19 protein-coding genes are annotated in these 23,040 nt (G+C 58.7%); 11 read left to right on the top strand and 8 right to left on the bottom strand.

All coding sequences use genetic code 11. The features are described 5' to 3' along the window. Positions 1–41: 41 nt before the first annotated feature. Positions 42–659 (top strand): autoinducer binding domain-containing protein, encoded by a 618-nt coding sequence (locus tag METH_RS10645; RefSeq protein WP_024090475.1) that lies wholly within the window; start codon positions 42–44, stop codon positions 657–659. 61 nt (positions 660–720) lie between these two features. Then, positions 721–1,386: an acyl-homoserine-lactone synthase gene (locus tag METH_RS10640; RefSeq protein ID WP_024090474.1), complete on the top strand. Its 666-nt coding sequence runs from the start codon at positions 721–723 to the stop codon at positions 1,384–1,386. Between the two features lie 596 nt (positions 1,387–1,982). On the opposite strand, the gene METH_RS10635 is transcribed toward METH_RS10640, so the two are convergent. Further along, positions 1,983–4,391 carry a protein kinase domain-containing protein gene (locus tag METH_RS10635; RefSeq protein WP_044008393.1) on the bottom strand — a complete coding sequence of 803 codons (2,409 nt, stop codon included), beginning with the start codon at positions 4,389–4,391 and terminating at the stop codon, positions 1,983–1,985. Positions 4,392–4,599: 208 nt separating this feature from the next. Between METH_RS10635 and METH_RS23135 the strand changes: the two genes are divergently transcribed. The 3 genes from METH_RS23135 (at position 4,600) to METH_RS10615 (ending at position 7,883) form a co-directional block, all read left to right on the top strand. After that, a protein-coding gene (locus METH_RS23135; RefSeq protein WP_156927478.1) for an IS5 family transposase occupies positions 4,600–5,357 on the top strand; the annotation gives its coding sequence in 2 pieces (ribosomal slippage) (positions 4,600–4,924 and positions 4,924–5,357; 759 coding nt in all). Between the two features lie 641 nt (positions 5,358–5,998). After that, positions 5,999–6,184, top strand: a complete 186-nt coding sequence (locus tag METH_RS10620) for a recombinase family protein (RefSeq protein WP_024090471.1) — start codon at positions 5,999–6,001, stop codon at positions 6,182–6,184. A gap of 994 nt (positions 6,185–7,178) precedes the next feature. Beyond that, the gene (locus METH_RS10615; RefSeq protein ID WP_024090470.1) at positions 7,179–7,883 is read left to right on the top strand and encodes a YoaK family protein; all 705 of its coding nucleotides are present in this window, start codon (positions 7,179–7,181) and stop codon (positions 7,881–7,883) included. 285 nt (positions 7,884–8,168) lie between these two features. Here METH_RS10615 and METH_RS10610 read toward each other — a convergent pair whose 3' ends face one another. The 3 genes from METH_RS10610 to METH_RS10600 all read right to left on the bottom strand — a co-directional run bounded on the left by METH_RS10610 (position 8,169) and on the right by METH_RS10600 (position 12,375). Continuing rightward, complete coding sequence (locus METH_RS10610; RefSeq protein ID WP_169731242.1) at positions 8,169–9,236, bottom strand: extracellular solute-binding protein; 1,068 nt, start codon at positions 9,234–9,236, stop codon at positions 8,169–8,171. Beyond that, positions 9,233–10,951 (bottom strand): ATP-binding protein, encoded by a 1,719-nt coding sequence (locus METH_RS10605; protein ID WP_052348698.1) that lies wholly within the window; start codon positions 10,949–10,951, stop codon positions 9,233–9,235. The genes METH_RS10610 and METH_RS10605 overlap by 4 nt, the downstream gene beginning before the upstream one ends. Positions 10,952–11,679: 728 nt before the next feature. Beyond that, complete coding sequence (locus METH_RS10600) at positions 11,680–12,375, bottom strand: response regulator transcription factor (protein ID WP_024090467.1); 696 nt, start codon at positions 12,373–12,375, stop codon at positions 11,680–11,682. 1,222 nt (positions 12,376–13,597) lie between these two features. Here METH_RS10600 and METH_RS10590 point away from each other — a divergent pair. The 5 genes from METH_RS10590 to METH_RS10575 all read left to right on the top strand — a co-directional run bounded on the left by METH_RS10590 (position 13,598) and on the right by METH_RS10575 (position 18,850). Next, positions 13,598–16,402, top strand: coding sequence for a bifunctional [glutamate--ammonia ligase]-adenylyl-L-tyrosine phosphorylase/[glutamate--ammonia-ligase] adenylyltransferase (locus METH_RS10590; protein ID WP_024090465.1), 2,805 nt, complete (start codon positions 13,598–13,600; stop codon positions 16,400–16,402). After that, positions 16,386–16,655, top strand: coding sequence for a hypothetical protein (locus METH_RS10585; protein WP_024090464.1), 270 nt, complete (start codon positions 16,386–16,388; stop codon positions 16,653–16,655). Before METH_RS10590 ends, METH_RS10585 begins: the two co-directional genes overlap by 17 nt. A gap of 171 nt (positions 16,656–16,826) precedes the next feature. Next, positions 16,827–17,003: a hypothetical protein gene (locus tag METH_RS23925; RefSeq protein WP_024090463.1), complete on the top strand. Its 177-nt coding sequence runs from the start codon at positions 16,827–16,829 to the stop codon at positions 17,001–17,003. 83 nt (positions 17,004–17,086) lie between these two features. Continuing rightward, positions 17,087–18,301, top strand: coding sequence for an RSP_2647 family RNA methyltransferase (locus tag METH_RS10580; RefSeq protein ID WP_024090462.1), 1,215 nt, complete (start codon positions 17,087–17,089; stop codon positions 18,299–18,301). A 6-nt stretch (positions 18,302–18,307) separates the two neighbouring features. Beyond that, positions 18,308–18,850: an RSP_2648 family PIN domain-containing protein gene (locus tag METH_RS10575; RefSeq protein WP_024090461.1), complete on the top strand. Its 543-nt coding sequence runs from the start codon at positions 18,308–18,310 to the stop codon at positions 18,848–18,850. Positions 18,851–18,988: 138 nt separating this feature from the next. On the opposite strand, the gene METH_RS10570 is transcribed toward METH_RS10575, so the two are convergent. From METH_RS10570 to minC, 4 genes are all read right to left on the bottom strand, one after another. Beyond that, entirely contained in the window at positions 18,989–19,675 is a 687-nt protein-coding gene (locus METH_RS10570) for a M48 family metallopeptidase (RefSeq protein ID WP_024090460.1), read from the bottom strand. A 339-nt stretch (positions 19,676–20,014) separates the two neighbouring features. Continuing rightward, positions 20,015–20,278: a cell division topological specificity factor MinE gene (gene minE, locus METH_RS10565; RefSeq protein ID WP_024090458.1), complete on the bottom strand. Its 264-nt coding sequence runs from the start codon at positions 20,276–20,278 to the stop codon at positions 20,015–20,017. Between the two features lie 4 nt (positions 20,279–20,282). After that, positions 20,283–21,131, bottom strand: coding sequence for a septum site-determining protein MinD (gene minD, locus METH_RS10560; RefSeq protein WP_024090457.1), 849 nt, complete (start codon positions 21,129–21,131; stop codon positions 20,283–20,285). 25 nt (positions 21,132–21,156) lie between these two features. Further along, positions 21,157–21,921, bottom strand: a complete 765-nt coding sequence (minC, locus tag METH_RS10555) for a septum site-determining protein MinC (RefSeq protein ID WP_024090456.1) — start codon at positions 21,919–21,921, stop codon at positions 21,157–21,159. Between the two features lie 622 nt (positions 21,922–22,543). Between minC and METH_RS10550 the strand changes: the two genes are divergently transcribed. Beyond that, positions 22,544–22,912: a hypothetical protein gene (locus tag METH_RS10550; RefSeq protein WP_024090455.1), complete on the top strand. Its 369-nt coding sequence runs from the start codon at positions 22,544–22,546 to the stop codon at positions 22,910–22,912. The last annotated feature ends 128 nt before the right edge of the window (positions 22,913–23,040 follow it).

The following is a 23,040-nucleotide window of genomic DNA, read 5'->3' as shown; positions in this document are numbered from 1 at the left end:
TAACGATATGTCACATTACATACTAAACGTGTGTGTCCAATATGATTAGTGATATAGCGGGTGTCCATTTACGGACCCTGGATAATATTTCTGAGTGTGGGTTTTCGCTTGGCGTTGGCTTCGACGGTGCGAATATTGCCTATCTCAAGTCGACATACTCGAAAGAGTGGCAGGAGCGGTACGTTGCTCAAAGATACCTCAACCTAGACCCAACAATAAGGTTCGGGATAGCTGGAACCGGCTTTATTACTTGGGACGAACTGAGGGCGCGCTACCCGGAAAGCGAGCGCTTCTTTGATGATGCCGCCAGGCACGGTCTAATGCAGGGAAACACTCTTTCAATTCATGTTGACGGGCAGGTGTCGATAGTGAGCTGTAGCGGTCCCAAGTGGACCGACACCGAGCGGCGGCTTGCGAAAGCAGCTTTGTACACGCTCTACTCACTGCACCACGAACAAACCCGGCACTATTCCATATCACGGCAGGCTCAGGATGTTCTTCGCCTCATGTGTTCGGGGTTTAAGGATCAGGAAATTGCCGAAAGGCTCGGGGTAAAGCTGGAAACTGTTCGCCAGCGCCGCAGAGGGGCGATGCAGGCCGTTGAGGCTACCTCAACCGCGCAACTGGTATCACTAGTGATAAAATTCGGGCTTATCTAAAGACCAACGATTCCATTCAAAATGGGCTCTTTGAACATGGCGCTGCAACTAGGAGAGCGCCATGCAACTACACGTCTTTTCTTTCGAACGCCGCCCCGCTTTTGAAGCGGTTTATTCAGGGTTTCTCGCCCTCCGCAAGCTTAAGCTGGTGGACGAACTTGGCTGGGGTTTGACCCATGATGGAGTTTTTGAGCAGGATCAATATGACCGAACGGGTGCGGTCTACTCCATCGTTACGCACGAGGGGCGTGTGATTGCCGGCGCCCGTGCGGCGTCATGCGCGGGCAGTGATGGGTTTTGGACCTACATGCTTAAGGACGCCAGAGACGGCAAAATCCCTGGTATCCCTGGCGGGCTGCTCAATGACTACCCGGAAACGAACCAGACATGGGAATGCACCCGCTTTGTAATGGATGAGACACGAGCAGATCAGGCGAACCCGTCCATCGAGACTAAGCTCGTCGTCGCCGGGTTGTGCAGGGCTACCTTCGGCCTTGGAGCATCTATGCTGATGTCACTTTCGCCGCCAGGGCTGGGGCCTCTGTTAAAGCGGTTCGGTTACCAGATCCGTAGGGAGGTGGCCCGCTACAGTTGCGAGGACGACGGACGGCTGTACCGTGCCTTTCGGATGGAGTGTGATCCAGGAGTTAATCAAAATCTGGCAGCACGCTATCTTTCATCGAGTTCTGCTTCCGCTTTGCGCGACGAACTGAAAGGGGCGGCGTAGCCCCAATTCGGCAAACCCAAACAACGGCTGCAGAGGGAACATAATTGGGCTTATCGTGTGCAACTTGGGTTCAGAGCCGCGCGCGGCTCTGTACCCAATGTTTTCCCTGCCTTAAGGCAAAGTTGCTGCAGGCACAAAAGGCTGGTGGCAGCCCGATGCAGTCATTGGCCGGAAACCCTGTCTACAGGAAGCCGCAACTGCGAAACTTCTGTCCACCTTCCCGAAAGCAGCTATTCATTCGTCCTGAAAAGCTCTCTCCAGCGCTGGGGTCAGAACCGCGGGAGAAAGGCGAACCCGCTCTCGCGGTTTCGGAATTTGCTGTACTTACAACACATTAATTCGACCGTGGGTTAGGAGGGGAGGCAGGGAGCTGATTCACTGACTAGGCAGCCCGGATTGTCGGCTACGACACCTGTATTCGTACTGTGTGTTCTCTCCCAACACTCTACATCGAGCGATGCCCCCACATGACAAAGTGGGCACTCGCCATGCTCGCTCCGCACACCCCGAGACGGTTCCTCGCGAGTGAGCCATACTCAAACACACAGACTTCTACCCTATCCAAACGAAACGTTTGACAAGTATGCTGAACGTTTCTAATCGAAATTCGCAAGCAACCTGCCGGAGAGCGTATTCATCTCGGAAGCTCCAAGGTCAGTCTTCGCAATCAAATCTGAAATCTTGATTTTGGCTTTCAGACTTCGGATCACAGCACCACCCTCCTCACAGATCCACCCTGCATCCTTAAGGGATTGAATAGACTCAGAAATTTTCTTGTTAATCTTTGGACCAAAAGTCGCTCGAGTATCCGCATCACCCCGACTTCGAGAGAACTCGATTTCGCAGCTCATTCCTTTAGGTTGGTAGCGTATGAGAAATTCCGCCTGTATACTTGTGCGGATTTTTCCTTCAATCTTATCAACATCCCAGCTGTAATCTCGCCCCGATGTGGCAATTAAGTTCTCAACAAAGACATCATGATCGACCTTATGAAAATCTCGTTTCATGAAGTTCAATAGACTTTCAACCTCCGCCTGCGCAGCCTCGATATCCAGCCTCTCGTTCATCTCTTGTCGCGTCATTAGATCGATAAGGCGGGTGACTCTATTCGACACCGTCCTATTCTTAAACCTCCGATTTACGACACGCCGAACTTGATCGACCCAATCTATCAAACGTGCTCCTCCCTCCGGAGGGTGCTCAGAGCACACGAGATAGTACAGAATCATTCCGAGCATGTATGCATCAGTCGATGCAGATCTTGGAGGCGCGGTGTTCTTCAAACCTTTTTGCTCCGGCGCGTAGTATCCGGTCTCTTCGGCACTAATAGCTTTAGTGTTTCCGGACGAAAATCTGTGCCAAGAGAGGTCAAAGTTGATAAGGCGAACAGAAGCTTCAAGCAGCTGCGATTTCTCGTACCCCGGAAACCAGTCTTCGAAAATAATATTCCCAGGCTTCAGATCACGATGAAGCACTTGACCATCGGAAATGTGACAGTTTCTGACTGCCCGAGAAATCGTGAGGAACATTTTCAATGTATCATCTGGCTCGCAGAAATCACCCATCGCCATTACCTCAGAAAGAGGTGAGCCGTTTACGTGCTCCATTATCACGGCGAGTGGAAGTTCAAGGTGATCAATGTACTTCGGAGCAATCGAAGAATTTGATCCGTTCAGCAGATACATTGACTGGATACCGCGCCGAAAACTCTGCCTCTCTGTCTCGTCTTCGTGTGTGTTCCCATTGAGAACTTTAGCAATGAGGTAATCGCCTCCGTTGGTGGTGTCTTCGACTAACCAAACAGAGGAAGATCCACTACCTTGCAGTTTCTCGTGAAGCTTATACTGTCCAAGGGAGTTATAGCCGTCCACCTTACTATCCAAAGCAGTGGCCATTTGGATCGCCAGAGAGTTACGGCGAATGAATTCGTGCAGCTGCCTGCTAGTAAATTCATACTTACATCCCAGCCCCGTCGCGGCACCAGCCATTAAGTCAATCGTTTCTGACCGGTTTTTATTGATCATATCTATTAGTGTGGAGCATTCTGGAAATTCCTCAACGTCAATTTCCGTCCTCGTAATCGGCAATTTCACTTCGGGCTCAGGCGCAGTATACTGCTCCAAATCATCCAAAATGGAGCAAATTGTCGTGGAGTGAACCCTGCTCCCATCCTTTAAAATTTCCGGCGTATACGCAATTATCCGGACACCATTCTTCTCTGCCCACTTTCTGGTCTCACTGTTTGGCGCTGGGCAAATCCAAAAGTGCTCTCCCAAGATTCCTGTTTTCTGGGCTTCTTGAATAGCGGGCGAAACGGCAACATCCTCAGGGTTCACACCTACGAACACGACGTTGTGGCTCTGGAACAACCAAGTCAAAAATGCCCTGTACTTCGTTCCGGTAGCTCCTTCAGTCAGTTTACGCCTTTCTGCGCCATTCATCACCCAGCGGCTTTTCTGATACACGGTACCATGAAGGTTTAGGCAGCAATATGCATCTTTCGCGATGAAAGCCTGCGAGTCCGTTATAGCGTATCCATCATAGCTGAGAAGTTTCGCTTGCCTTGTTCGCTCGTTCGTCTGAAAAGCTCGTTCGATCAGACCGTCGACGTTAAGCGTGACAATCTGCTTGTTGTTTCTCATAGACCATAATTTTTCATACACTACTGGCAGTGGTACTTTCGAGAAATCGAGTGATAAACGCTTATTCAGTGCGTCGTTATAGCTTGTCGACCAATGCTCCTCGGCGTATTCAAAATAGCCCCAGTAGTCGTTAGTGGCACGCCTCACTTCAAGCTCTCTAAACTTATCCAGAAGCTCTTCTGAAGCACCCCCATCTACGGTCTGGTCGATATCATGATGAACCGCTTCGCGAAGATCGTACCAAGTTGGCAAACCAGATTCAGCGGATGCGCCCGCGCCAACAAAAAAGATCGTGCGCCGGGTTTTTTCGGCGTAATTTCTCTTCAGGAGTTTTAGCGTTCCTTGGCTCGAATCATAAGGCATGTGGTCTCTTTTATGTCTCTAAGATCTATGAAGCGCGTCAACGTACTACCTTTTGAAGGTCTTGCAATCCCAAAAACACATCTTAATGGGGAGAGCATTCCATTGACATCGCGCAAGGATAAGGATCTGAGCTATTCAAAACTTAGGCTCAGGACCCATTGATTTCCGGTGGGTGGCGTGATTCACGGTTCGAAAAATGAGCGGTGATATGTCTGATCTTTTCTGGCTGACTGACGCGCAGATGGCCCGTCTTGAGCCTTATTTTCCGAAGTCCCACGGCAAGCCGCGTGTTGATGACCGGCGTGTTCTGAGCGGAATTATCTTCATCAATCGCAATGGCTTGCGCTGGCGTGATGCTCCCAAAGATTACGGCCCGCACAAGACCTTGTACAACCGTTGGAAGCGGTGGAGCGACAAGGGCATCTTTGCCCAGATGATGGCCGGTCTGGCTGCTGATCACGGTGAGGAAAAGACCGTGATGATCGACGCAACTTACCTGAAAGCACACCGTACAGCCTCCAGTCTTGGGGTTAAAAAGGGGGGCGTGGGCGTCTGATCGGGCGCACTAAGGGCGGCATGAACACCAAGCTGCACGCAATCTGTGACAGCCAGGGCCGTCCGCTGAACCTGTTCGTGAGTGCCGGGCAGGTCAGTGATTACACCGGTGCAAAGGCGCTGCTGAGTGGCCTGCCTGACGTCCAGTGGCTTCTCGGAGATCGCGGATATGATGCCGATTGGTTTAGAGAAGCGTTGAAAGACAAAGGGATACGCGCCTGCATCCCCGGCCGAAAGCAGCGCAAGAAAGCCATCAGATACGACAAACGCCGATATAAGCGGCGCAACCGCATTGAGATTATGTTCGGCAGGCTGAAGGACTGGCGGCGGGTTGCGACACGATACGACAGATGCCCAAAAGTCTTCCTGTCAGCAATCGCGCTTGCAGCCCTCGTTATCTACTGGCTTTGAAACTCAATGTGTCCAGAGCCTAGTCACTTCTAAAATCCTCTATAATTTTTTTGTCACGCGACACATACATCAGCATTTTGTTGCAGCAGGCTTCTTCGTAATAGTAACCTGAAAATATCGAGAACGTCTTTGATAAGGGTGGCCAATAAAACAGGCTTATTAGTTCTCGGTTGTCACCATATCGAGATGGGTTTGTTCCACCTCTCCTGCTGAAACAGGTTTTTGCTTTGTAAATCAGGTTCACCTGATGAAATTCACAGCTTTGGTACAAATGGCTGTCACTGGGAACAGCCTGACTCAGGTTTGCCCTTGCAACTATTTCTTCGAAGAACTGAGGGGTGTTGCGAAGCCTGCGATCTGCTAAGCGAACGCAAATTTGATCGGCGATGACTACCAGTGCTAGGCAAACGATAAGGTACTTAAGCATAAGTTTCATCTACGTTGTTTTGAGAGAGATAACCAGGCCTCTGAACGACGCGCGCTTTGCTCAACGTTTCGCACCTCGTGAATTTACATTGAGTGTGAGCTAAACGGTCGTTTTTGTCACGTACAATCTCCGCACGAGTGATCAAGCTGTTAGCGGTTCCAAAAACCTGTGACAAAACGTTTGGGGTTTTGGAAGGTTTTTGTCATGAAGGGGCATGATCATCGGATATGCTCGCGTTTCAACCACAGACCAGAATCTTGATGCTCAGACCGGCGCGCTGACGGCGGCGGGGGCTGAGCGGTTGTTCTGCGAGAGAGTAAACGGAGCCAGGGCGGAACGTCCAAAGCGGGATGAGATGATTGAGCAGCTCCGCAACGGTGATGTGGCGGTGACGGGATAGGACCGTCTTGCCGCTCTAGGCTAAATTCCGAGCCTCTAGAACGCAGTGATACTCGCTATGTCGACATCCATTGGCATGCCCGTTCAGCGAAAGGACTCGAACAAGCCGACGTTCGTACCTGGCGCAGCATCTGTTACATTGGGTTCGAATTGGGCCTTCACAGCAAGCGGCACCAATGTCCCCTTTCGAGAAGTGACACTGACTTTGCAAAGTACACTTCCTGCGCTTTTCTGACGCGCGGGGTTGTCCAAACTGCACGTGCGACGCACAGCAGCAACGCCCCGCCAGCATATCTGAAATCGATTCCTAGTTCAGAGAGTTGCTGTTGAGGGCGGTGCAGCACTCATCTTGTTGATTTTATGTGTATAATCCTATTCTAGGAAGCGATGTCTCTGACCCGCGCCCCAGTTCCAAGTTCGGCGGCTCAAAAGGGCCGACAGAAAGTTAACATAAGTGGCATTATCGCCCTCGTGAGGGCCTGTTTCCCCTTATTCTACAAGGTCTGGGGCAGGGGAGAAAGTTTGCAACGGGAAGTGTCCCAAAATCTGCTGAGCGCGCTGTACGGGCCATTTTGCCGGGTACTGAAGGACAAACGCCCCAAGCCACTTTTCAGGTTTAGAGCTTCTTTAGTGCCCTTTTTTATATGGCTCCGTCCGGGTTCTTCCGGTTTCCTCCGGCCTCTTCCAGTTACTGCAATATCAAGTGTCCCCTAACATTCGGCAAACTTAAACAGCGGCTGCAGAGGGAACATAATGGCGCTTATTGTCTGCAACTTGGGTTCAGAGCCGCGCGCGGCTCTGAACCCAATGTTTCCCCTGCCTTAAGGCAAAGTTGCAGCAGGCACAGAAGGCTGGTGGCAGCCCTAAGCTGCCGGACGCTCCAGCGGCGTCTTCAACCGCACACCGGCTGTTCTATTGTCGCCTTGCCAGAAGATGTTTGCACCCGAAATGTCGCGCCAATAGGATAGCTCGCGCCAAAGCAGCGGGGGCAGAAAATGCTGATCCATGTCGGTGATGAACGAAATGGGAAGATTGACCGGTATCTGGCCGCAGCACTGTCCACAATTGCGGGAGCATTGAATGCGGTAGGCTTTCTCATGGCGCGCTCTTTTACGGCGAATATGACCGGCAACGTTTCTGCCTTCGCTGACGAAGTTGCTCAGGGCTCCTGGCGGTCAAGTCTTAGTTTTCTGATTCTGTTGGCCCTCTTTATTGGGGGAGCGGCATTGGCTGCAGCCTTCGTCACCTTTGGTGAGCAACGCGGCATCCGGTCAATCTACGCCGCCGCCATCGCTGCCGAGGGAGTGGCAGTCCTTGCCCTAGGCCTGCTTCTTTCAGCATCAGTTGGCATATCGAACATGGCTCTCGTCGGAATCCTGAGCCTTGTCATGGGGCTGCAGAATGCGGTCACAAGCCTCATCTCCAGATCGCGTGTTCGGACCACGCATGTATCAGGGATGGCTACGGATATTGGGATCGGCCTAGCAGCTGTCATAATGCCCGGACGCTCTCGGGATGCAGCACTGCCAAAACTGGGGCTACATGTTCTGACACTGTCCGCCTTTGCACTCGGAGGTGTCGCGGGCGCCTTACTCTATGGTTTCATAGACACATGGTTTTTTACACTTGCTGGCTGCTGCCTTCTGGCAATCGCTCTGCCGGGAGTCTTGCGTGGATGCCAGTTCCCCCGTTCTCGCTAAACCCTGCCCAGAACGTTCATACGGGCCTGGCACAGCGAAAGCGCACTGCCAGCTCAAAGCGGACCTGGGCCCCGGGTTGCAGCCCCAAGGATGCTGCAAGTGCGAAACTTTCTGCCCATCACCTTGAAAACGGACATTCAACAGCCCTGGCTTTCAACCTTAAATGCTGCGGTCGGCACCGGGTGCAGAGAGGAACAGAAAGTATGCGTAAAAGGGTTCCACTGCAGGAGGCAATGTGATGTCCATTTCGGACAGGTGGTTTCCTGTTTGTTCAACTCGACTATCCTACAGGCCGATCTGGATCATTCTCCAGCGGCGATCGAGGAGACGTTTTTCGTTCCCATTTCGCGGCTTAACAAAGTAAAGCGTCTCGCGAATACTTTGAGACAGCCCTGGCGGCCAAAGGTTGAAATCCGGCTCGTCCAGTTCTGACCGCGATGAGGGCAGGCTTGCAAATGCGTTGGAGTAAGCCGCAGAAGACGCGATCATCTCGGGTTGCAGGATAAAGTCCAGAAGTTGCATTGAAACAACCATATTTCCCGCATCATTTGGAACCACAAACAGATCAGCCCACAGGTTTGCTCCCTCCTTGGGCACAATGTAACGGTACGGGGTGCTGTCTTTCTCCAGAAATGCCGCCTGTCCGTCGGTGCTCCAAGTGGCTGCCAAGCAGATATTACCGCCAAGCACATCGTCATACTGAGCGGTGTCAAATGACCGGACATATGGCGCAATGGCTGCAAGAACATCGAACGCCGCATCCAGATCCTCAGGAGACCGTGAATGCGGATCGAGGCCTAAATAGGAAAGTGCGGCTGGCACCATCTCCTCGACCGAGTCGACCACGGTAATTCCGCAATCGGCCAGTTCTTTGGCATTCGCGGGATCGAACAGCAGCGCCCAGCTATCAAGCGGTGCGTCTGGCAGGCGGTCGATCACCGCATCGAGGTCGTAAACAAGGCCGGTTGTCCCCCAGAGATACGGCAAGGCATATCCCTCGGCCTGCGGCAATGCCGTGAAGAGAATGTCTAGGAGCTGCCGGTCGGTGCCCGCCGTATCCAGGTCAAATTTCTGAAGAGCCTCTGCTTCGATCAGGCGGTTCACAATTTCCGATGGCACAACCGCCAGATCATACCCAGTGCCCTGTGCTGTCAGCCGCGCCTCTGCCTCGTCAGCTTCCTCATAGAAATCCAGGATGAGTTTTTTGCCGGTAGCGGCATGGAACTTTTCTATGACCGCGGGGTCAATATAGCCGCTCCAATTGTAAAGGCAGACCTCACTCTCCGAATCCGCAACTGCAGGCAGGGCGATCGCCGCGGCCGTAAACAGGAAAGCGGCCATTTTGATTGTCATGCGCATCGTACCGTCGCTTCCTTGGGTTTGTAATGCTCATTCGGCCACAAGCGGGCCAGTGCATTTGCCAATTTGGCTTTATTTATCGGTTTCGAGAGGTAATCGCACATCCCGGCGGATATTCCAGCATCGTGATCCTCCCGCATCGCATTGGCAGAGAGCCCGATGATCGGAACCGCAGGCAGACGGCCTTCCAGTTCTTTCGCCCTGATGGCTCGGGTGGCGTCCAACCCGTCCATTTCCGGCATCCGCACATCCATCAGGACCAGGTCGGGAGACCAGCTGTTCTCCAGCTCTACTGCCTCGGCGCCATTGGCTGCGACCTTGGTAGCGCAGCCCATACCCTCCAGAAATTTGACCACGACGATCTGGTTTACGCGGTTGTCGTCCGCAACAAGAACCTTCTTACTGAATGTAAAGCTTGTCATGTGGGCGCTGTCGGGCTCCGCCGCAGCCGCCGGGGCATTTTCTACTGGGAACTCCAGAATGAATTCTGAACCTGACCCAGCCGTGCTTTCCAGGTAAATCCTGCCATTTATTGCCTCTGTAAGCTTCCGGGTAATAGCAAGCCCCAGTCCAGTTCCGCCAACACGTGCAGTCCTGGATGCATCTGCTTGGGTGAACTGCTCGAAAATACTTTCTTTTGCCTCCTGAGGGACCCCGTTCCCCGTGTCCCGAACCGCGATACGAAGCGTACGCATGCCAGTTGTTTCCGCAGTCTCTTCCTTTAGATCGATCACGACAGATCCGCGTTCGGTAAATTTCACGGCATTGCTGACCAGGTTCACAACAATCTGACGGACGGCCGTGCTGTAGCCCGATACACGCCATCTGCCATTACCGGGATCCGCGGCAAGGCCCAGGCTGATGTTCTTGCTCCGCGCCTGCGGCAGGAACAGGTCAATAACCTCCTGGCAGAGCGAATGGGCATCAAACACCTCGGCTTCAAGTTCCAGCTTACCGGCTTCGGCCTTGGACAGGTCCAGCACATCATTGATGATGCGTAAGAGGGAATTCCCGCTCGCTTTCATGATGCGGATCATGTGCCTCTGCTGGTCACCCAACTCGGTGTCCATCAGCAGCTCGGCAAGTCCCAGGACACCGTTTAACGGGGTGCGGATTTCGTGGCTCATCGTTGCAAGGAATACGGACTTAGCCTCGGAGGCGGCCTCAGCCCGGCGGCGGCTCTCTTCGATTTTAGATTGCGCTTTGATAATGAACCGCTCCATTGGAAAGTACACATACTTGGCCGCCACCAGAACGCCACAAACACCTGTTAAAGCAGCAATTATTGCGTAGACCACCTGCCTCTTCGAGGCGATTTGAGAAGCCCTGACTTCAGCCTCCTTCACCTGCATAAGAACCGGAATCAGGCGTCTTGTAAGGTCCGAAGCAAGTGCTGCGGTTTTCGCAGACTTTGGTACAGAATTTTGGCGCTGCGGATCCGCCAGGACCTTGCTCATAAACAGTATGTCGTCGAACTCGGCCAGCGGGTTCAAGGAGGGTTGTGCCAGGATTTTCTGTCCCCGGGCAGAGAATGCAGACCGTGAACTGGCAAGTTTAAGTTCAGTCAGAGCCCCGGCTGCAGACCTGGCGCTAAGCCGGATGCGGCTGCGTTCAACTATTGCTTTTTGGCTGGTGGGGTTCCTTTGAATCCTCTCAAATGCCAAAGACATCTCGGCAAGTGAAACAAAAGCCTCATCAAGCGCGGACATGTTCTTGGCATGCAGCTGAACGCCGCGGTGGCCAGCAAGCGTAACCCATATAGCGAGAAGCGCTGAGAGAAGCAGAACCGCCAGAGCAAATCCACTGCGTCTGCGAAGATATTTTCTGGAGATACGCAGTGTTAGCACATCACTTTTCCCCCTACATTCTGCAAGGTGTTGCGAAATATTATCGCAAATAAAAAGAACCGGATTTATAATACTTGCACCCCAGGATAGATTAAATATCTAAGCCGTCGGCATTTACCTCTCTTTTTAACCGACCAGCGGCTCACTTGAGTTATGGCCCCGTCGGATCAGATCTGAAAATCTTCGAATTCCGGGCGGAAAGCTCAACTGAATTTCCAATATTATTAACGCCAGAAGGTAAGAATTGGCGCCCGCCGATCTGGTTCTAAACTATTTCAGTACCTCGTTGGCCCTGAAATAAAAAATTCATCAGGCAGCAAGGGAACATTCTCTGGCACCTGATGTTCAACACATGTCAGACCGCAATTTTCCAATCATCCAAACGCGTCTTCAAACTTTGGCGGCGGCCACCAACCCTGCTAAAACCTGTACGAGCAGATAAGGGATTGCGGCGGAAGCATGCTGCAGCGCACTACGGTCTGCGCTGCCTTATTCAGAGGCTCTTTAAGGCTGAGAGGGCGCTTATACCTGTTTCACAACAGATATCGCAAAAGCCATCAGTTTGCCTCCCGTCATCCCTCGATCCGCTGTCAAGCACATTCCCTGTGACCAGGAGGGGAACAGATCATAAACCCCTCCCCTCTTATGGTAACAATATAGTCATTACAATTCGTTGCTTCGCGGATCTTTTTTCTGAGCCGGTAGATGTAGGCATCCAGTATTTTGTCACCCGGATAGTCAGGGCCGGTGTACAAGTTCTCCAAAATTGTATTCTTCAGTACAACCCGCCCTTTTTGCAGCAGGAGCAGTTCCAGAATGTTATATTCGGTATTTGTCAGGTCAATCCTTCTTCCTTTCGCTTCTATAAACTTTTTTCCAAGTTTGAGCGTGATATCGCCCGCCCTGATGTCGGAATCGGAAAACCCTTTGGATCGCCGGATAATCGCGAAAATACGCGCCAGCAGTTCATCATATTTGACCGGCTTGACCATGAAATCGTCAGCCCCGTACTTGAGGCTGTTGACCCGGCTGTTCAGATCATCGGATCCTGAAATCACCAGAACCGGCGTATCAATCGCCGCCGCTCTGAGGTCCCGGATCACATCATGGCCATGGCGGTCCGGCAAGCGCAGGTCGAGCAGGATCAGGTCAAAGTCGAAATGCCGGGCCAGACTGATAGCATCTTCACCAAAACTGGTTGAAGACACGTTCAAATTCTCTCGTGTCAGAAAGCGCGTGACTGTTTCGGCGGTGGCTGCATCATCCTCGGCCAGAAGAATTTTCATGACTCACGACTTCCCGGAAACTGTTACGTGGAACCGGAAAGGCGTGCAAGCGACGGCCGCAGGCCGGTCTCCTCTAAGGCGCTGACATTCCTGGAAAAGTACTCTTCCGCCTCTTCGTGGCTTGCGAAGGTCAGAGCGCTATTGCCGAAGTAGGTAACCCTGTTCCCGCGGCATGACAGGAAGCCGCCACTTTCAAACCTGATGAACCAGCGATCTTGCATCTTTACCACCATGAAAAAAATTAGAGCCTTGGTGGAAAGTTTTCAGAAAAACCTTCATAATCACAAGGGGGGCGCGCATGAAGTTTCTGTAAAAGTGTACATAATCTGGCGCAGCGTTGGCTGGGTGCGGCAACAGGTGCAAGCAGCGGTTCGGACAACGTCCCGATGTGCCATTGTTTGACCTTCGGAAATGCTGCGCGATCTTCGAATGGCTGCAAAGCCTTGCTCCCGCGGCGCCTCTGGTGACATTCCTGCCTTGCGCAGCCGGTGACATTTCTGGATGGCTGCAACACGAGGACCTGTTTCCCTTATTCGACAAGGTCTGGGGCAGGGGAGGCAGTTTGCAACGGGAAGAGTCCCAAAATCTGCTGAGCGCGCTGTAGGGGCCATTCTGCCGGGTATTGAAGGACAAGCGCACCAAGGCGTCTCCTCGGTTTTAACCCCTCTGAAAGCCCTTTTTTACATGCTTCCATCCGGGGTCTTCCGGCTTCCTCCAGCCTCTTCCGGTTATTGCAATATCAAGTGTCTTCTAACTTGCGCTCGGCTCAATGGCGCGCAATGGTTCGGTGGCGCGGCCGGTTCCTGGTCTTGCGGACCTGCGGCACGGACCTGCACATTCCCTCAGGCTGCCATGCTGGTGCCTCAGGATGGAACGCCATCAGCATTTGCGCAGCAGAGCCCCGGAAATATAATCACGAAACTCAGGTTCGGGCGGAAGGCGGCACGGTCATGCTTCCGGTCCTCGGGCCGTTCAGGTGACAACACTGCACACAGCACAATATCCCAAGCAGAGCCAGGGCATTCCCAGCACCGCCCGGCATCCCCTGTTAACAAGATACTCTTTACATCGAATGGCCCCGAGCCGGAGCATAACCGTCTTTTGACGGTATCTTAACGCAGGCATTCCAGCTATTCGGGTATTCCTGACCCGGCGTATACTTGCGCTGCCGGGCTGCAATTCGGGCATTGACGCGCCTGTGCAGCGGGCACAGTCTCGGCGCATGACCACTGCCTTGAACATCACCCGCATGCCCCGTCCCTTTGATCCGGACCTTGGCGCCGAAACACGCGCCTTGGTGCCGGAATTAACCGGGGCGATGGCCGATCTGGTGGCGGGGGCCTGCGGTTCCAGCCCCTATCTGATGGAGCTGACCGCACGGGAGGCTGCCTGGCTGCCGCAGGCGCTGCAGGATCCTGAAACCGCGCTGGCGGCGGTCTTTGCGGACTGCAGGGCGCTGGAAGGCAACGGGCTGAAACCGGGTCTGCGGCAGGCCAAACGCCGTCTGGCGCTGCTGACGGCGCTTTGCGACCTGTCCGGCGGCTGGAGCCTGGAACAGGTGACCGGGGCGCTGACGGACTTCGGGGCGCTGTGCGCGGACGTCGCCATAAAATCCGAGATCGCCGCTTTGATCCGCCGCAGGAAACTGCCCGGGCTGACCGAGGACGACGTGGAAACCGCAGGCGGGCTTACCATTCTGGCGATGGGCAAGATGGGCGCGCATGAGCTGAACTACAGCTCGGATATCGACCTCATCTGCCTGTTCGATGAAACCCGGTTCGATCCGGATGACTTTTATGAGGCCCGCCAGGGCATGGTGCGCGCGACCAAGAACATGTGCGCCGCCCTCAGCGACCGCACCGGCGACGGCTATGTGTTCCGCACCGATCTGCGGCTGCGCCCGGATCCGGCGGTCACCCCGGTCTGTCTGGCGATGGAAGCGGCCGAGCGGTATTACGAAAGCCTGGGCCGCACCTGGGAGCGCGCCGCCTATATCAAGGCGCGCCCCTGCGCCGGCGACATCGCCGCGGGGGAGCGGTTCCTGACCACGCTGCGTCCCTTCATCTGGCGGCGGCACCTGGATTTCGCCGCCATCCAGGACGCCCATGACATCCGCCTGCGCATCCGCGAGAACAAGGGCACCGGCGGCGCCCTGCATGTGCCCGGCCACGACATGAAGCTGGGCCGCGGCGGCATCCGCGAGATCGAGTTCTTCACCCAGACCCGCCAGCTGATCGCCGGCGGGCGCGACGAATCACTGCGCCTGCGCGGCACGGTGGAAGGGCTGGCGGCGCTGGCGGACAAGGGCTGGGTGCCGCCGGGCACGGCAGAAATCCTCTCGGCCCATTACCGCGCCCACCGCGAGGTCGAGCACCGGATCCAGATGGTGCATGACGCCCAGACCCACCAGATGCCCAAATCCGAGGATGGCATTGCCCGGATCGCCAGCCTGATGGACCGCGATCCGGCAGAGCTGACGGCGGAAATCAGGGACCGGCTGACCGAAGTGCATGAGCTGACCGAAGGCTTCTTCTCTCCCGGCGGCACGCCGGGCGCGCCTGCCGCGGCAGAAAACACCGCCGAGCTGGATGGCGCCATCATCGCCCGCTGGCCGACCTATCCGGCGCTGCGCTCCTCCCGCGGGGCGCGGATTTTCGAGCGGCTGAAACCGGAGCTGCTGTCGCGCGTCGCCAAAACCGCCAAACCGGCCGAGACCCTGGTGGCGCTGGACGGTTTCCTGTCCGGGCTGCCTGCCGGGGTGCAGTTGTTCTCGCTGTTCGGAGCCAACCCGCAGCTGATCGATCTGCTGGTGGACATCGCCGGCACCTCGCGCGAGCTGGCCAGTTTCCTGTCCCGCAATTCCGGGGTGTTTGATGCGGTGATCGGCGGTTCCTTCTTTGATCCCTGGCCGGGGGCGGAGCAGTTGCGGGCGGAACTGAAAAACCGGCTGGTGCAGGAAGACGATTACGAGGCCCGGCTCGATGCCACCCGCCGCTGGTGCAAGGAATGGCACTTCCGCATCGGCGTGCACCACCTGCGCGGGCTGATCGACGGGCACCAGGCCGGGGTCCAATACGCGGAATTGGCCGAAGTGGTGATTGCCGGCATCGCACCGGACGTGGTGGCGCAGTTCTCCCGCAAGCACGGCCCCCCGCCGGGACGCGGCGCGGCGGTGCTGGCAATGGGATCGCTGGGCGCGGGGCAGATCAATTCCCAGTCCGATCTCGACATGATCGTGATCTACGATCCGGGCGGTGCGGATATGTCCGAGGGCAAGCGCCCGCTGGCCACGCGGCCCTATTACGCGCGGCTCACCCAGGCGCTGGTCACCGCGCTGTCGGCGCCGATGGCCCAGGGCAAGCTTTATGAAGTCGACATGCGTCTGCGGCCTTCGGGCAACCAGGGGCCGGTGGCGGTCAGCCTGGCCGGCTTTACCAGTTACCAGCAGAACGAGGCCTGGGTGTGGGAGCATCTGGCGCTGACCCGGGCCCGTGTGGTTGCGGGCGACGCCGCTCTTGCCGCCGAAATCGAGACCTTCCGCGCCGGTTTCCTAGCCGAACCGCGGGACCTTGCCATGGTGCTGCAGCAGGTGGCGCAGATGCGCGCGCGGCTGGCTGCCGCCAAGACGCCGGCAGGAGTCTGGGACGCCAAGAACGGCGCCGGGCGGATGATGGATATCGAGCTTTTGTCGCAGGCCGGCGCGCTCACTTCCGTTTCGGTGGCCCGCGATGTGGCCTCCGGCCTGCTGGGCGCTGTCGCTGCCGGATGGCTGAATGACGCGGATGCAGAATACCTGACCGCCAGTTACCGGCTATTCTGGTCGGTGCAAAGCGCCGCGCGGCTGCTTTCCGGCAAGGCGATCGAGGCCGGGACGATCGGGGAGGGCGGCGCGCAGTTCCTCTGCCGCACCACCGGATACGCCCGGCTGGATGCGCTGGAACAGGAGCTGCTGGCCCGTTACGAACGCTGTGCGGCGCTGATTGCAGAGGCCTTGGAAAGGGAACAGGCGGATGAAGGGCAGCATTGAACAGGACCCGCGCGGTCTGATCTACGAATCCTACCGGATCGACGGCATCACCGACGCGCAGTGCCGCAGCATATTCTTTGACTGGGCATTGGGCATGGATGCGGCGCGCGACAGCCGGGAAGACATCGGCGCGCTGCTGGACATATACGGCGGTGCCAATCCGGACCACCCGATGACCGCAGTGCTGCGCGACGGGCTGCAAGGCAGCGCCACGCCGCGCCGCCGCGGCGGCTGGCGCTCGCGCGAGCGGTGATAGCGGCGTCTGTGCGGGCCGGGGCAATCGTTACCCGGCCATCAGTGTTCATCACTTTTTCGCTGAACAGGCCCCGTTTCGGCCCTGTTCGACCCGCATCCTGCCCTTGAACCCGCCTGACGGACCCTGACCCGGCGGCGGCTTGAAAGGGGCAGGAGCAGGCGCAGAGCCATGAACATCTTCCGCAGACAGGCATTCGTCCCGTACGGGCTGATGGTCTCTGCCTGTGCTTCGGTGGACGTGCCGTCGCGCAACCTGCCGTTCAAGCCGGTGCCCGCCGCAGGGATGAGCGTTCGCAACGGCTATGAAACCTTGCCGCAGCTGAATCCGCTGCAGGCCCTGCAATAAAGCCAGGGCGCAGCGGTGAAGTTCTGCGCGAAGGGGCCATGCGGCCCCTTTTCCTGTTCCGGGCTTAAGGCTAAGAGGAACCCATGACAGCCTCCTCAGATGCGCTTCAGCGCCCCCGCGTGAAAATGAAACCCAAATCCAACGCCCGCGCCATCCGGCACGGGTTTCCCTGGGTTTATGCCAACGAACTGGTGACCGACCGGCGCACCCGCAAACTGGCGCCCGGCACCCTGGCGGTGCTGGAGGACGAGGCGCAGCACCCGCTGGGGCTGGTGTCGGTGAACCCGGAAAGCAAGATCATCGCCCGGATGCTCGACCGCGACCCGGAGGCGGTGATTGATCAGGCCTGGTTCGCAGTCCGCCTGACCCGCGCGCTGGAAATGCGCGAACGCCTGTACGGCGCGCCCTTCTACCGGCTGGTCCATGCCGAATCCGACGGGCTGCCCGGCGTGGTGATCGATCGCTTCGGCGCTGTCTGCGCCGTCCAGCCCAACGCCGCCTGGGCCGAGCTGCATCTGGACGCGCTGACCGCCGCGCTGGCGGAGGTGACCGGCACGGAGGTGATCCTGAAAAACGCCTCCGGCCGCACCCGTTCGCTCGAAGGCCTTGATGATGTGAACCAGACCCTGCTGGGCGAAACCCCTGCGGCGCCGGTGCCGGTGCAGATGAACGGCGCCACCTATATGGCCGATCTCACCGGCGGCCAGAAAACCGGGCTGTTCTTCGACCAGCGCGAAAACCACGCCTTTGCCGCCCGCCTCACAGGGCCCGGCGCCAAGGTGCTGGATGTCTTCTCTCACGTCGGCGGCTTCGGCCTCGCGATGCTGGCCGGGGGGGCAGGGCACGCAACCTGCGTCGACGGCTCTGCCGCAGCCCTTGAACTGGCTGCCCAGGGCGCCGAAGCCAGCGGTTTCAAGGACGCGTTCACCGCCCGCCAGGGCGATGCCTTCGATGTGCTGGCCGCCCTCGGCGAGGAGGGCGCAAACTTTGACGCCGTGATCTGCGACCCGCCCGCCTTTGCGCCCTCGAAACAGGCGCTGGAGGCGGGCCTGCGCGCCTATGAACGGATTGCCAAACTGGCAGCGCCGCTGGTCAAACCCGGCGGTTACCTCGGCCTCTGCTCCTGCTCGCACGCTGCTGATCTGTCGCGCTTCCGCAACGCCTCGGCCCGCGGCATCGGCAAGGCCGGGCGCCGCAGCAGCCTGATCCACACCGGATATGCCGGCCCCGACCACCCGCAGCTGCCGCAGCTGGCCGAAAGCGGCTACCTCAAGGCCGTGTTCTTCCGGCTGGACTGACGCGGGATGAAGCTGCTTCTGGATACCTGCGTGCTCTACCCGACAGTGATGCGGGAGATGCTGCTGGGCGCGGCGGGACTGAGGCATTTCACCCCGCTCTGGTCCGCCCGCATCCTGGGCGAGTGGGAGCGCGCAGCACTGAAACTCGGCCCCGAAGGCGCGGTGCAGGCCAAGGCTGAGATCGCCCTGGCCCGCGCCAATTGGCCCAAGGCCGAAATCGCCCCGGCACCGGGCACCGAGGCCCGCCTCTGGCTGCCCGACAGCGCCGACATCCATGTGCTGGCCGCCGCCGTCACCGGCCATGCCGATGGCATTGTCACCCTCAACAACAAGGACTTCCCCCGCCACACCCTGGCCGAGGAGGGGCTGGAGCGGCTCGGCCCCGACGAACTCCTTTACCGCATCTGGCTGGAGGATAACGCCGGAATAGAAGCTGTTGGCGCCCGGGTTCTGGATGAGGCCAACCGCCTTTCCGGCGGCAGCTGGGAGATCCGCCCGCTCCTGAAAAAAGCCCGCCTGCCGCGGCTCGCCAAAGCCCTGTCAGCCTGACCGCGCTTTCAACTTTCCTGAAATACTCCGGGGTAAGTGCCTGTACGCAGCGCAGCAAACTGCCCGGCGGACAGTTTGAAGGCACGAACCGGCGCCGCCGCGGGGGGGCGGCCCCTCAATCCAGCGTCAGCCGACGGCTCAGCGCTTGGCCCATTTTGCTTCCAGCCGCTCCAGCGCGGCGATGCGCTCTTCGGTCTTGGGATGGCTCATCAGCCAGGCCGGTGCCATGCCCGCGCGCGCCTGGGTCAGCTCTTCCAGCTTGGTGAACAGGCTTTTCTGCGGTGCCAGCCCGATGCCCGCCTTGGTCAGCAGCGCGGCGGCATATTCATCCGCCTCATACTCGTCGCCGCGCGACAGCCGGGCCGCGATCAAACCTGTCAGCACCCCGGCAATCCACGGCCCGATAAAGGGAATGTAGCGGCCCAGGATCATCATCAGCGCGGTGCGCAGCGCGTTCTGGCCGGAGAAGTCGATCATCCGCTTCCTGGCATGCCCCAGCGCCACATGGCCCAGCTCATGGGCGATCACCGATACCATTTCCTCGGCGCTTACCTCGCCGTTCTGGTACTTGCGGTAAAACCCGCGGGTGATGAAGATCCGCCCGTCCGGCGCGGCCAGCCCGTTGACCGGGTCGATCTCGTAGATATGCACCGGAATGCGGGCGACCTCCAGCGCTGCCGCCAGCCGGTCGGTCAGCCGCTTCAGTTTCGGGTCCGCCAGCTCGGTTGAGCGCTGGTCCAGCTCACGATGGGTGCGCCAGATCGAAATCCGGTACATCACAAGGCCGTAAGCGATGGCCAGCAGAATGGGGAGAAGGCGCAGCATGGCTCAGATATGGGGGCTGACCCGGCCGGGCTCAAGCGGTTTCTGCACGATCCGCTGCGGCCCATCCGCTCTCCTGCGGCGGCCTGTCCCGGCCCGGGGGGGCAGCTGCTGGCGGTCACCGCTTCCTGCAGCGCGGCATAACAGTCCGGACCGATCGCGGCGCCGGCCAGCTCGCGAATTCGGATCTGGAAAAGCCATGGGCCTTCTGCGCGGAAGCTGCGGAAGGCCCATGACCCCAGGGGCAGGTTTAACCTGCCCTTACCCCGGCGCGGGCGGGTTGGGGAAACTGCGCCGGAATTCAGTAAAACGGCCGGAACATGCGCGGCCCGTCTGAACGGATCAGTTCACGCCCAGCTTGCCGGGAAACTCGATGTTGATCTCCAGGCTCGACAGCTCATCGCCGCGTTCCATGCGGATGTCGATCGCCTCGTCGCCGATCTGCATGTGGCGGCGGATCACCTCCAGAATGTCGCGCTGCAATTGCGGCAGGCAGTCAGGGCTGGCGCCGCCGCTGCCGCTGCGCTCATGCGCCAGCAGGATCTGAAGCCGTTCCTTGGCGGTGCTGGCCGAGGGCTTGCGGGGGCGGAGAGAGAAACCGAACATCCCGCTACACCGCCCGTCCGAACAGCCGCTGCAGCAGGCCGGGGCGCCGGTCCGCAGCGATCCGCATTTCGATCTGCTCGCCGATCAGCCGGCCCACCGCGTCCTCATAGGCGGTGGCCGCCGCCGAGGGCTCATCCAGCACCACCGGCACGCCCAGGTTGGAGGCGCGCAGCACCGCGGCGCTTTCGGGGATGATCCCCAGCAACGGCACGGCCAGGATTTCCAGCACGTCTTCGACCGGCATCATCTCGCCGCTTTCGATCCGCGCCTTGTTGTGGCGGGTGATCAGCACCTGCGCCTTCACCGGCTCGGCGCCTTTCTGCTCGGCCCGTTTGGTCAGGCTGTTCAGCAATCCCAGCACCCGGTCGCTGTCGCGCACAGATGAAACCTCGGGGTTGGTCACCACAATCGCCTCATCGGCAAAATACATCGCCATCTGGGCGCCGCGCTCGATGCCCGCCGGGCTGTCGCAGATGATGTAGTCGAACTCCTGGCGCAGCTCTTCCAGCACCTTTTCGACGCCTTCGCGGCTCAGCGCTTCCTTGTCGCGGGTCTGCGAGGTCGGCAGCACCGACAGCGTCTCCAGCCGCCGGTCGCGGATCAGCGCCTGCTTCAGCTTGGCGTCGCCCTGGATGACGTTGATGAAATCGAACACCACGCGGCGCTCGCAGCCCATGATCATGTCCAGGTTGCGCAATCCGACGTCGAAATCGATCACCACCGTCTTATGGCCGCGCCGCGCCAGTTCCGCGCCGACAGCTGCGGATGTGGTGGTTTTGCCAACGCCGCCCTTGCCCGAGGTGACCACGATCACCTTGCCCAGCGGCTCTTCCAGTTTCAGGTCCTTGCTCATCGTCCCGCCTTCCTTATCCCTGCGCTCATCCCAGGGTCTCCACACAAAGCCGCCCGTCCTGCAGGAACACCTGCACCGGATGGTTCAACAGCTCCGGCTCCAAATTCTCGCTTGTCCGGTACAGCCCGGCGACCGCCAGCAGTTCAGCGTCCAGGCTGTGGCAAAAGATCCGGGCGTCCTCGTCGCCCTCGGCGCCTGCCATGGCCCGGCCCCGCAGGCGGCCATAGACATGAATGCTGCCGCGCGCAATCAGCTCGGCGCCGGAACTGACCGGTCCGACCACCACCAGATCGCCGCCCTCGGCCACCACCGTCTGGCCCGAGCGCACCGGCTGGGTAATCAGCCGGTTCTGCGGCGGGCGCAATTTCTTGGGCAATTCCCGGCGGGTACCGGGCCGGGCCGGGCCGTCGGTGTTCAGCGGCGCATCCTTGCCGCTGGCGATGGTGATCAGCCCGGCGTCCCCGGCTGCGGCCGCCTGCAGGGGCGAGGCATTCTGCACACCGAACACTGCCAGCCCGCGGCTGCGCAGGCTGTCGGTCAGTGCCCGCAGCTCAGCCGGGCGGTTCAAACCCGGCGCCTGGGCCAGATCCAGGATCAGCGGCGCGCCGTCAAAGAAATGCGGGCTCCAGCGCAGCTGCGCGTCCAGCGCGGCATAAAACGCCTGATCCAGCGGCCCGTCCTCCGGGCGCAGCGCAACAGCGGTGAAATACCGCCCGCGAATCTGAAACGGCTTTATGGCTGCAGCGGGGGCACCGCCACGGGGAGGGATGTCTTGATGCGGCACGCTCACGCGAGGCTCCTGCTCGGGGACTGCGGCCTTTGTTTTGCCGCTTGTTCTTTTGTTTATGGATAGCGGTTGGAAAGCGGCCCGTTCAACCGGACGGGGCGCGCTTCGGCGGACATGCGCCGGATGCCGTTCCAAGCGGCGGATTTCCGCAGGCAGACTGCTTTGGGTTGTGCAAAAAAGAATTGCGGTCCGCGCGGCGGGGGCGGGCTGCAGCGGCAATGGTTCCGACGTCCCCGGGGCCTCAAAATCCCAGACCGCTGCCCAGCCGGAGCCACTGCGCATCGCGTGCCGCCTCCGCCGTCTTCATCCTCCCGCCGCCGCGCGCCATCCCCCGCCGCCGTCTGCGTTCCCAGCGCAGGCCCGGCGCCGCGGCGCGCCACCCCAGCTGGCTGGAATCTGGGTCGGCAAACCGGGCCGGTTGCGGGCGCGGCGCTGCTCATGCGGTCACAGGATCGATGAATGCCCGGCGGTGCAATCAACCGCTGCCGATGTGACCTTGCGGCAAATGCAGCGGTTGCGCGGAATTTCCAGTGGCCCGCTCCGGAATGGCGTGATCTGACTGTGGCGGGAGGCTGCTTCTACCGGTCCGCAGCCTTGATTTCATTTCAGGAATTGGAGAATTGCGATGCATTGGATTTTACTTGCGGCGTCAGCGCTGGCGGCGCTTTGGATGGGCGTTCATGCCGTCATCGGCGGCCGGGAATGCGCGGTGCCGCTGGCACAGGACCGGAAGCTGCCGGAAGTTGTGCGCGAAACCACCCTGTTCTGCTGGCATCTGGTGACCGGCTACCTGGGCCTGATGGCGCTGTTCCTGTTTCTTGGCGCCCGCGGCTCGGCCGACATGGCGCTGGCGGGCACGGTCATGGCGGCAGTGACCGCGGCGATCGGCATCGCGGTGCCGCCGCTGCGGCGCGCGGGCTATGGCCTGCTGCCGCAGGGCTGGCTGTTCGTGCCGGTTGCCGCAATGGGCAGCTGGGGGCTGTGGGGCGTCTAGGGGCGGGGCTGCGCAATGCCCGCGTGCCAGGCGCAGCTCCCGCCCGTCCGGCCTGCATTGAAACTGCCGGTCTGCCGGTTGGGCCCGGCGCCGGACCTGAAGGTCCGGCGCGCATCCTGCCAAGGCAG

Origin of the sequence: Leisingera methylohalidivorans DSM 14336 (assembly GCF_000511355.1) — a bacterium.
Taxonomy (GTDB): domain Bacteria; phylum Pseudomonadota; class Alphaproteobacteria; order Rhodobacterales; family Rhodobacteraceae; genus Leisingera; species Leisingera methylohalidivorans.
The sequence above is the reverse complement of the archived record's forward strand: the minus strand, read 5'-3'. Positions and strand labels throughout refer to the sequence as shown.

Bases quoted from the DNA above. Each gene is read 5' to 3' on its own strand.
- METH_RS10600 (WP_024090467.1), bottom strand. From the start codon at position 12,375: ATGAAAATTCTTCTGGCCGAGGATGATGCAGCCACCGCCGAAACAGTC.
- minD (WP_024090457.1), bottom strand. From the start codon at position 21,131: ATGAGCAAGGACCTGAAACTGGAAGAGCCGCTGGGCAAGGTGATCGTG.
- METH_RS10580 (WP_024090462.1), top strand. From the start codon at position 17,087: ATGACAGCCTCCTCAGATGCGCTTCAGCGCCCCCGCGTGAAAATGAAA.
- METH_RS10635 (WP_044008393.1), bottom strand. From the start codon at position 4,391: ATGCCTTATGATTCGAGCCAAGGAACGCTAAAACTCCTGAAGAGAAAT.
- METH_RS10590 (WP_024090465.1), top strand. From the start codon at position 13,598: ATGACCACTGCCTTGAACATCACCCGCATGCCCCGTCCCTTTGATCCG.
- minE (WP_024090458.1), bottom strand. From the start codon at position 20,278: ATGTTCGGTTTCTCTCTCCGCCCCCGCAAGCCCTCGGCCAGCACCGCC.
- METH_RS10550 (WP_024090455.1), top strand. From the start codon at position 22,544: ATGCATTGGATTTTACTTGCGGCGTCAGCGCTGGCGGCGCTTTGGATG.
- METH_RS10640 (WP_024090474.1), top strand. From the start codon at position 721: ATGCAACTACACGTCTTTTCTTTCGAACGCCGCCCCGCTTTTGAAGCG.
- METH_RS10570 (WP_024090460.1), bottom strand. From the start codon at position 19,675: ATGCTGCGCCTTCTCCCCATTCTGCTGGCCATCGCTTACGGCCTTGTG.
- METH_RS10620 (WP_024090471.1), top strand. From the start codon at position 5,999: ATGATCATCGGATATGCTCGCGTTTCAACCACAGACCAGAATCTTGAT.
- METH_RS10605 (WP_052348698.1), bottom strand. From the start codon at position 10,951: ATGTCCGCGCTTGATGAGGCTTTTGTTTCACTTGCCGAGATGTCTTTG.
- METH_RS10610 (WP_169731242.1), bottom strand. From the start codon at position 9,236: ATGACAATCAAAATGGCCGCTTTCCTGTTTACGGCCGCGGCGATCGCC.
- METH_RS10645 (WP_024090475.1), top strand. From the start codon at position 42: ATGATTAGTGATATAGCGGGTGTCCATTTACGGACCCTGGATAATATT.
- METH_RS10585 (WP_024090464.1), top strand. From the start codon at position 16,386: ATGAAGGGCAGCATTGAACAGGACCCGCGCGGTCTGATCTACGAATCC.
- METH_RS10615 (WP_024090470.1), top strand. From the start codon at position 7,179: ATGCTGATCCATGTCGGTGATGAACGAAATGGGAAGATTGACCGGTAT.
- METH_RS10575 (WP_024090461.1), top strand. From the start codon at position 18,308: ATGAAGCTGCTTCTGGATACCTGCGTGCTCTACCCGACAGTGATGCGG.
- METH_RS23925 (WP_024090463.1), top strand. From the start codon at position 16,827: ATGAACATCTTCCGCAGACAGGCATTCGTCCCGTACGGGCTGATGGTC.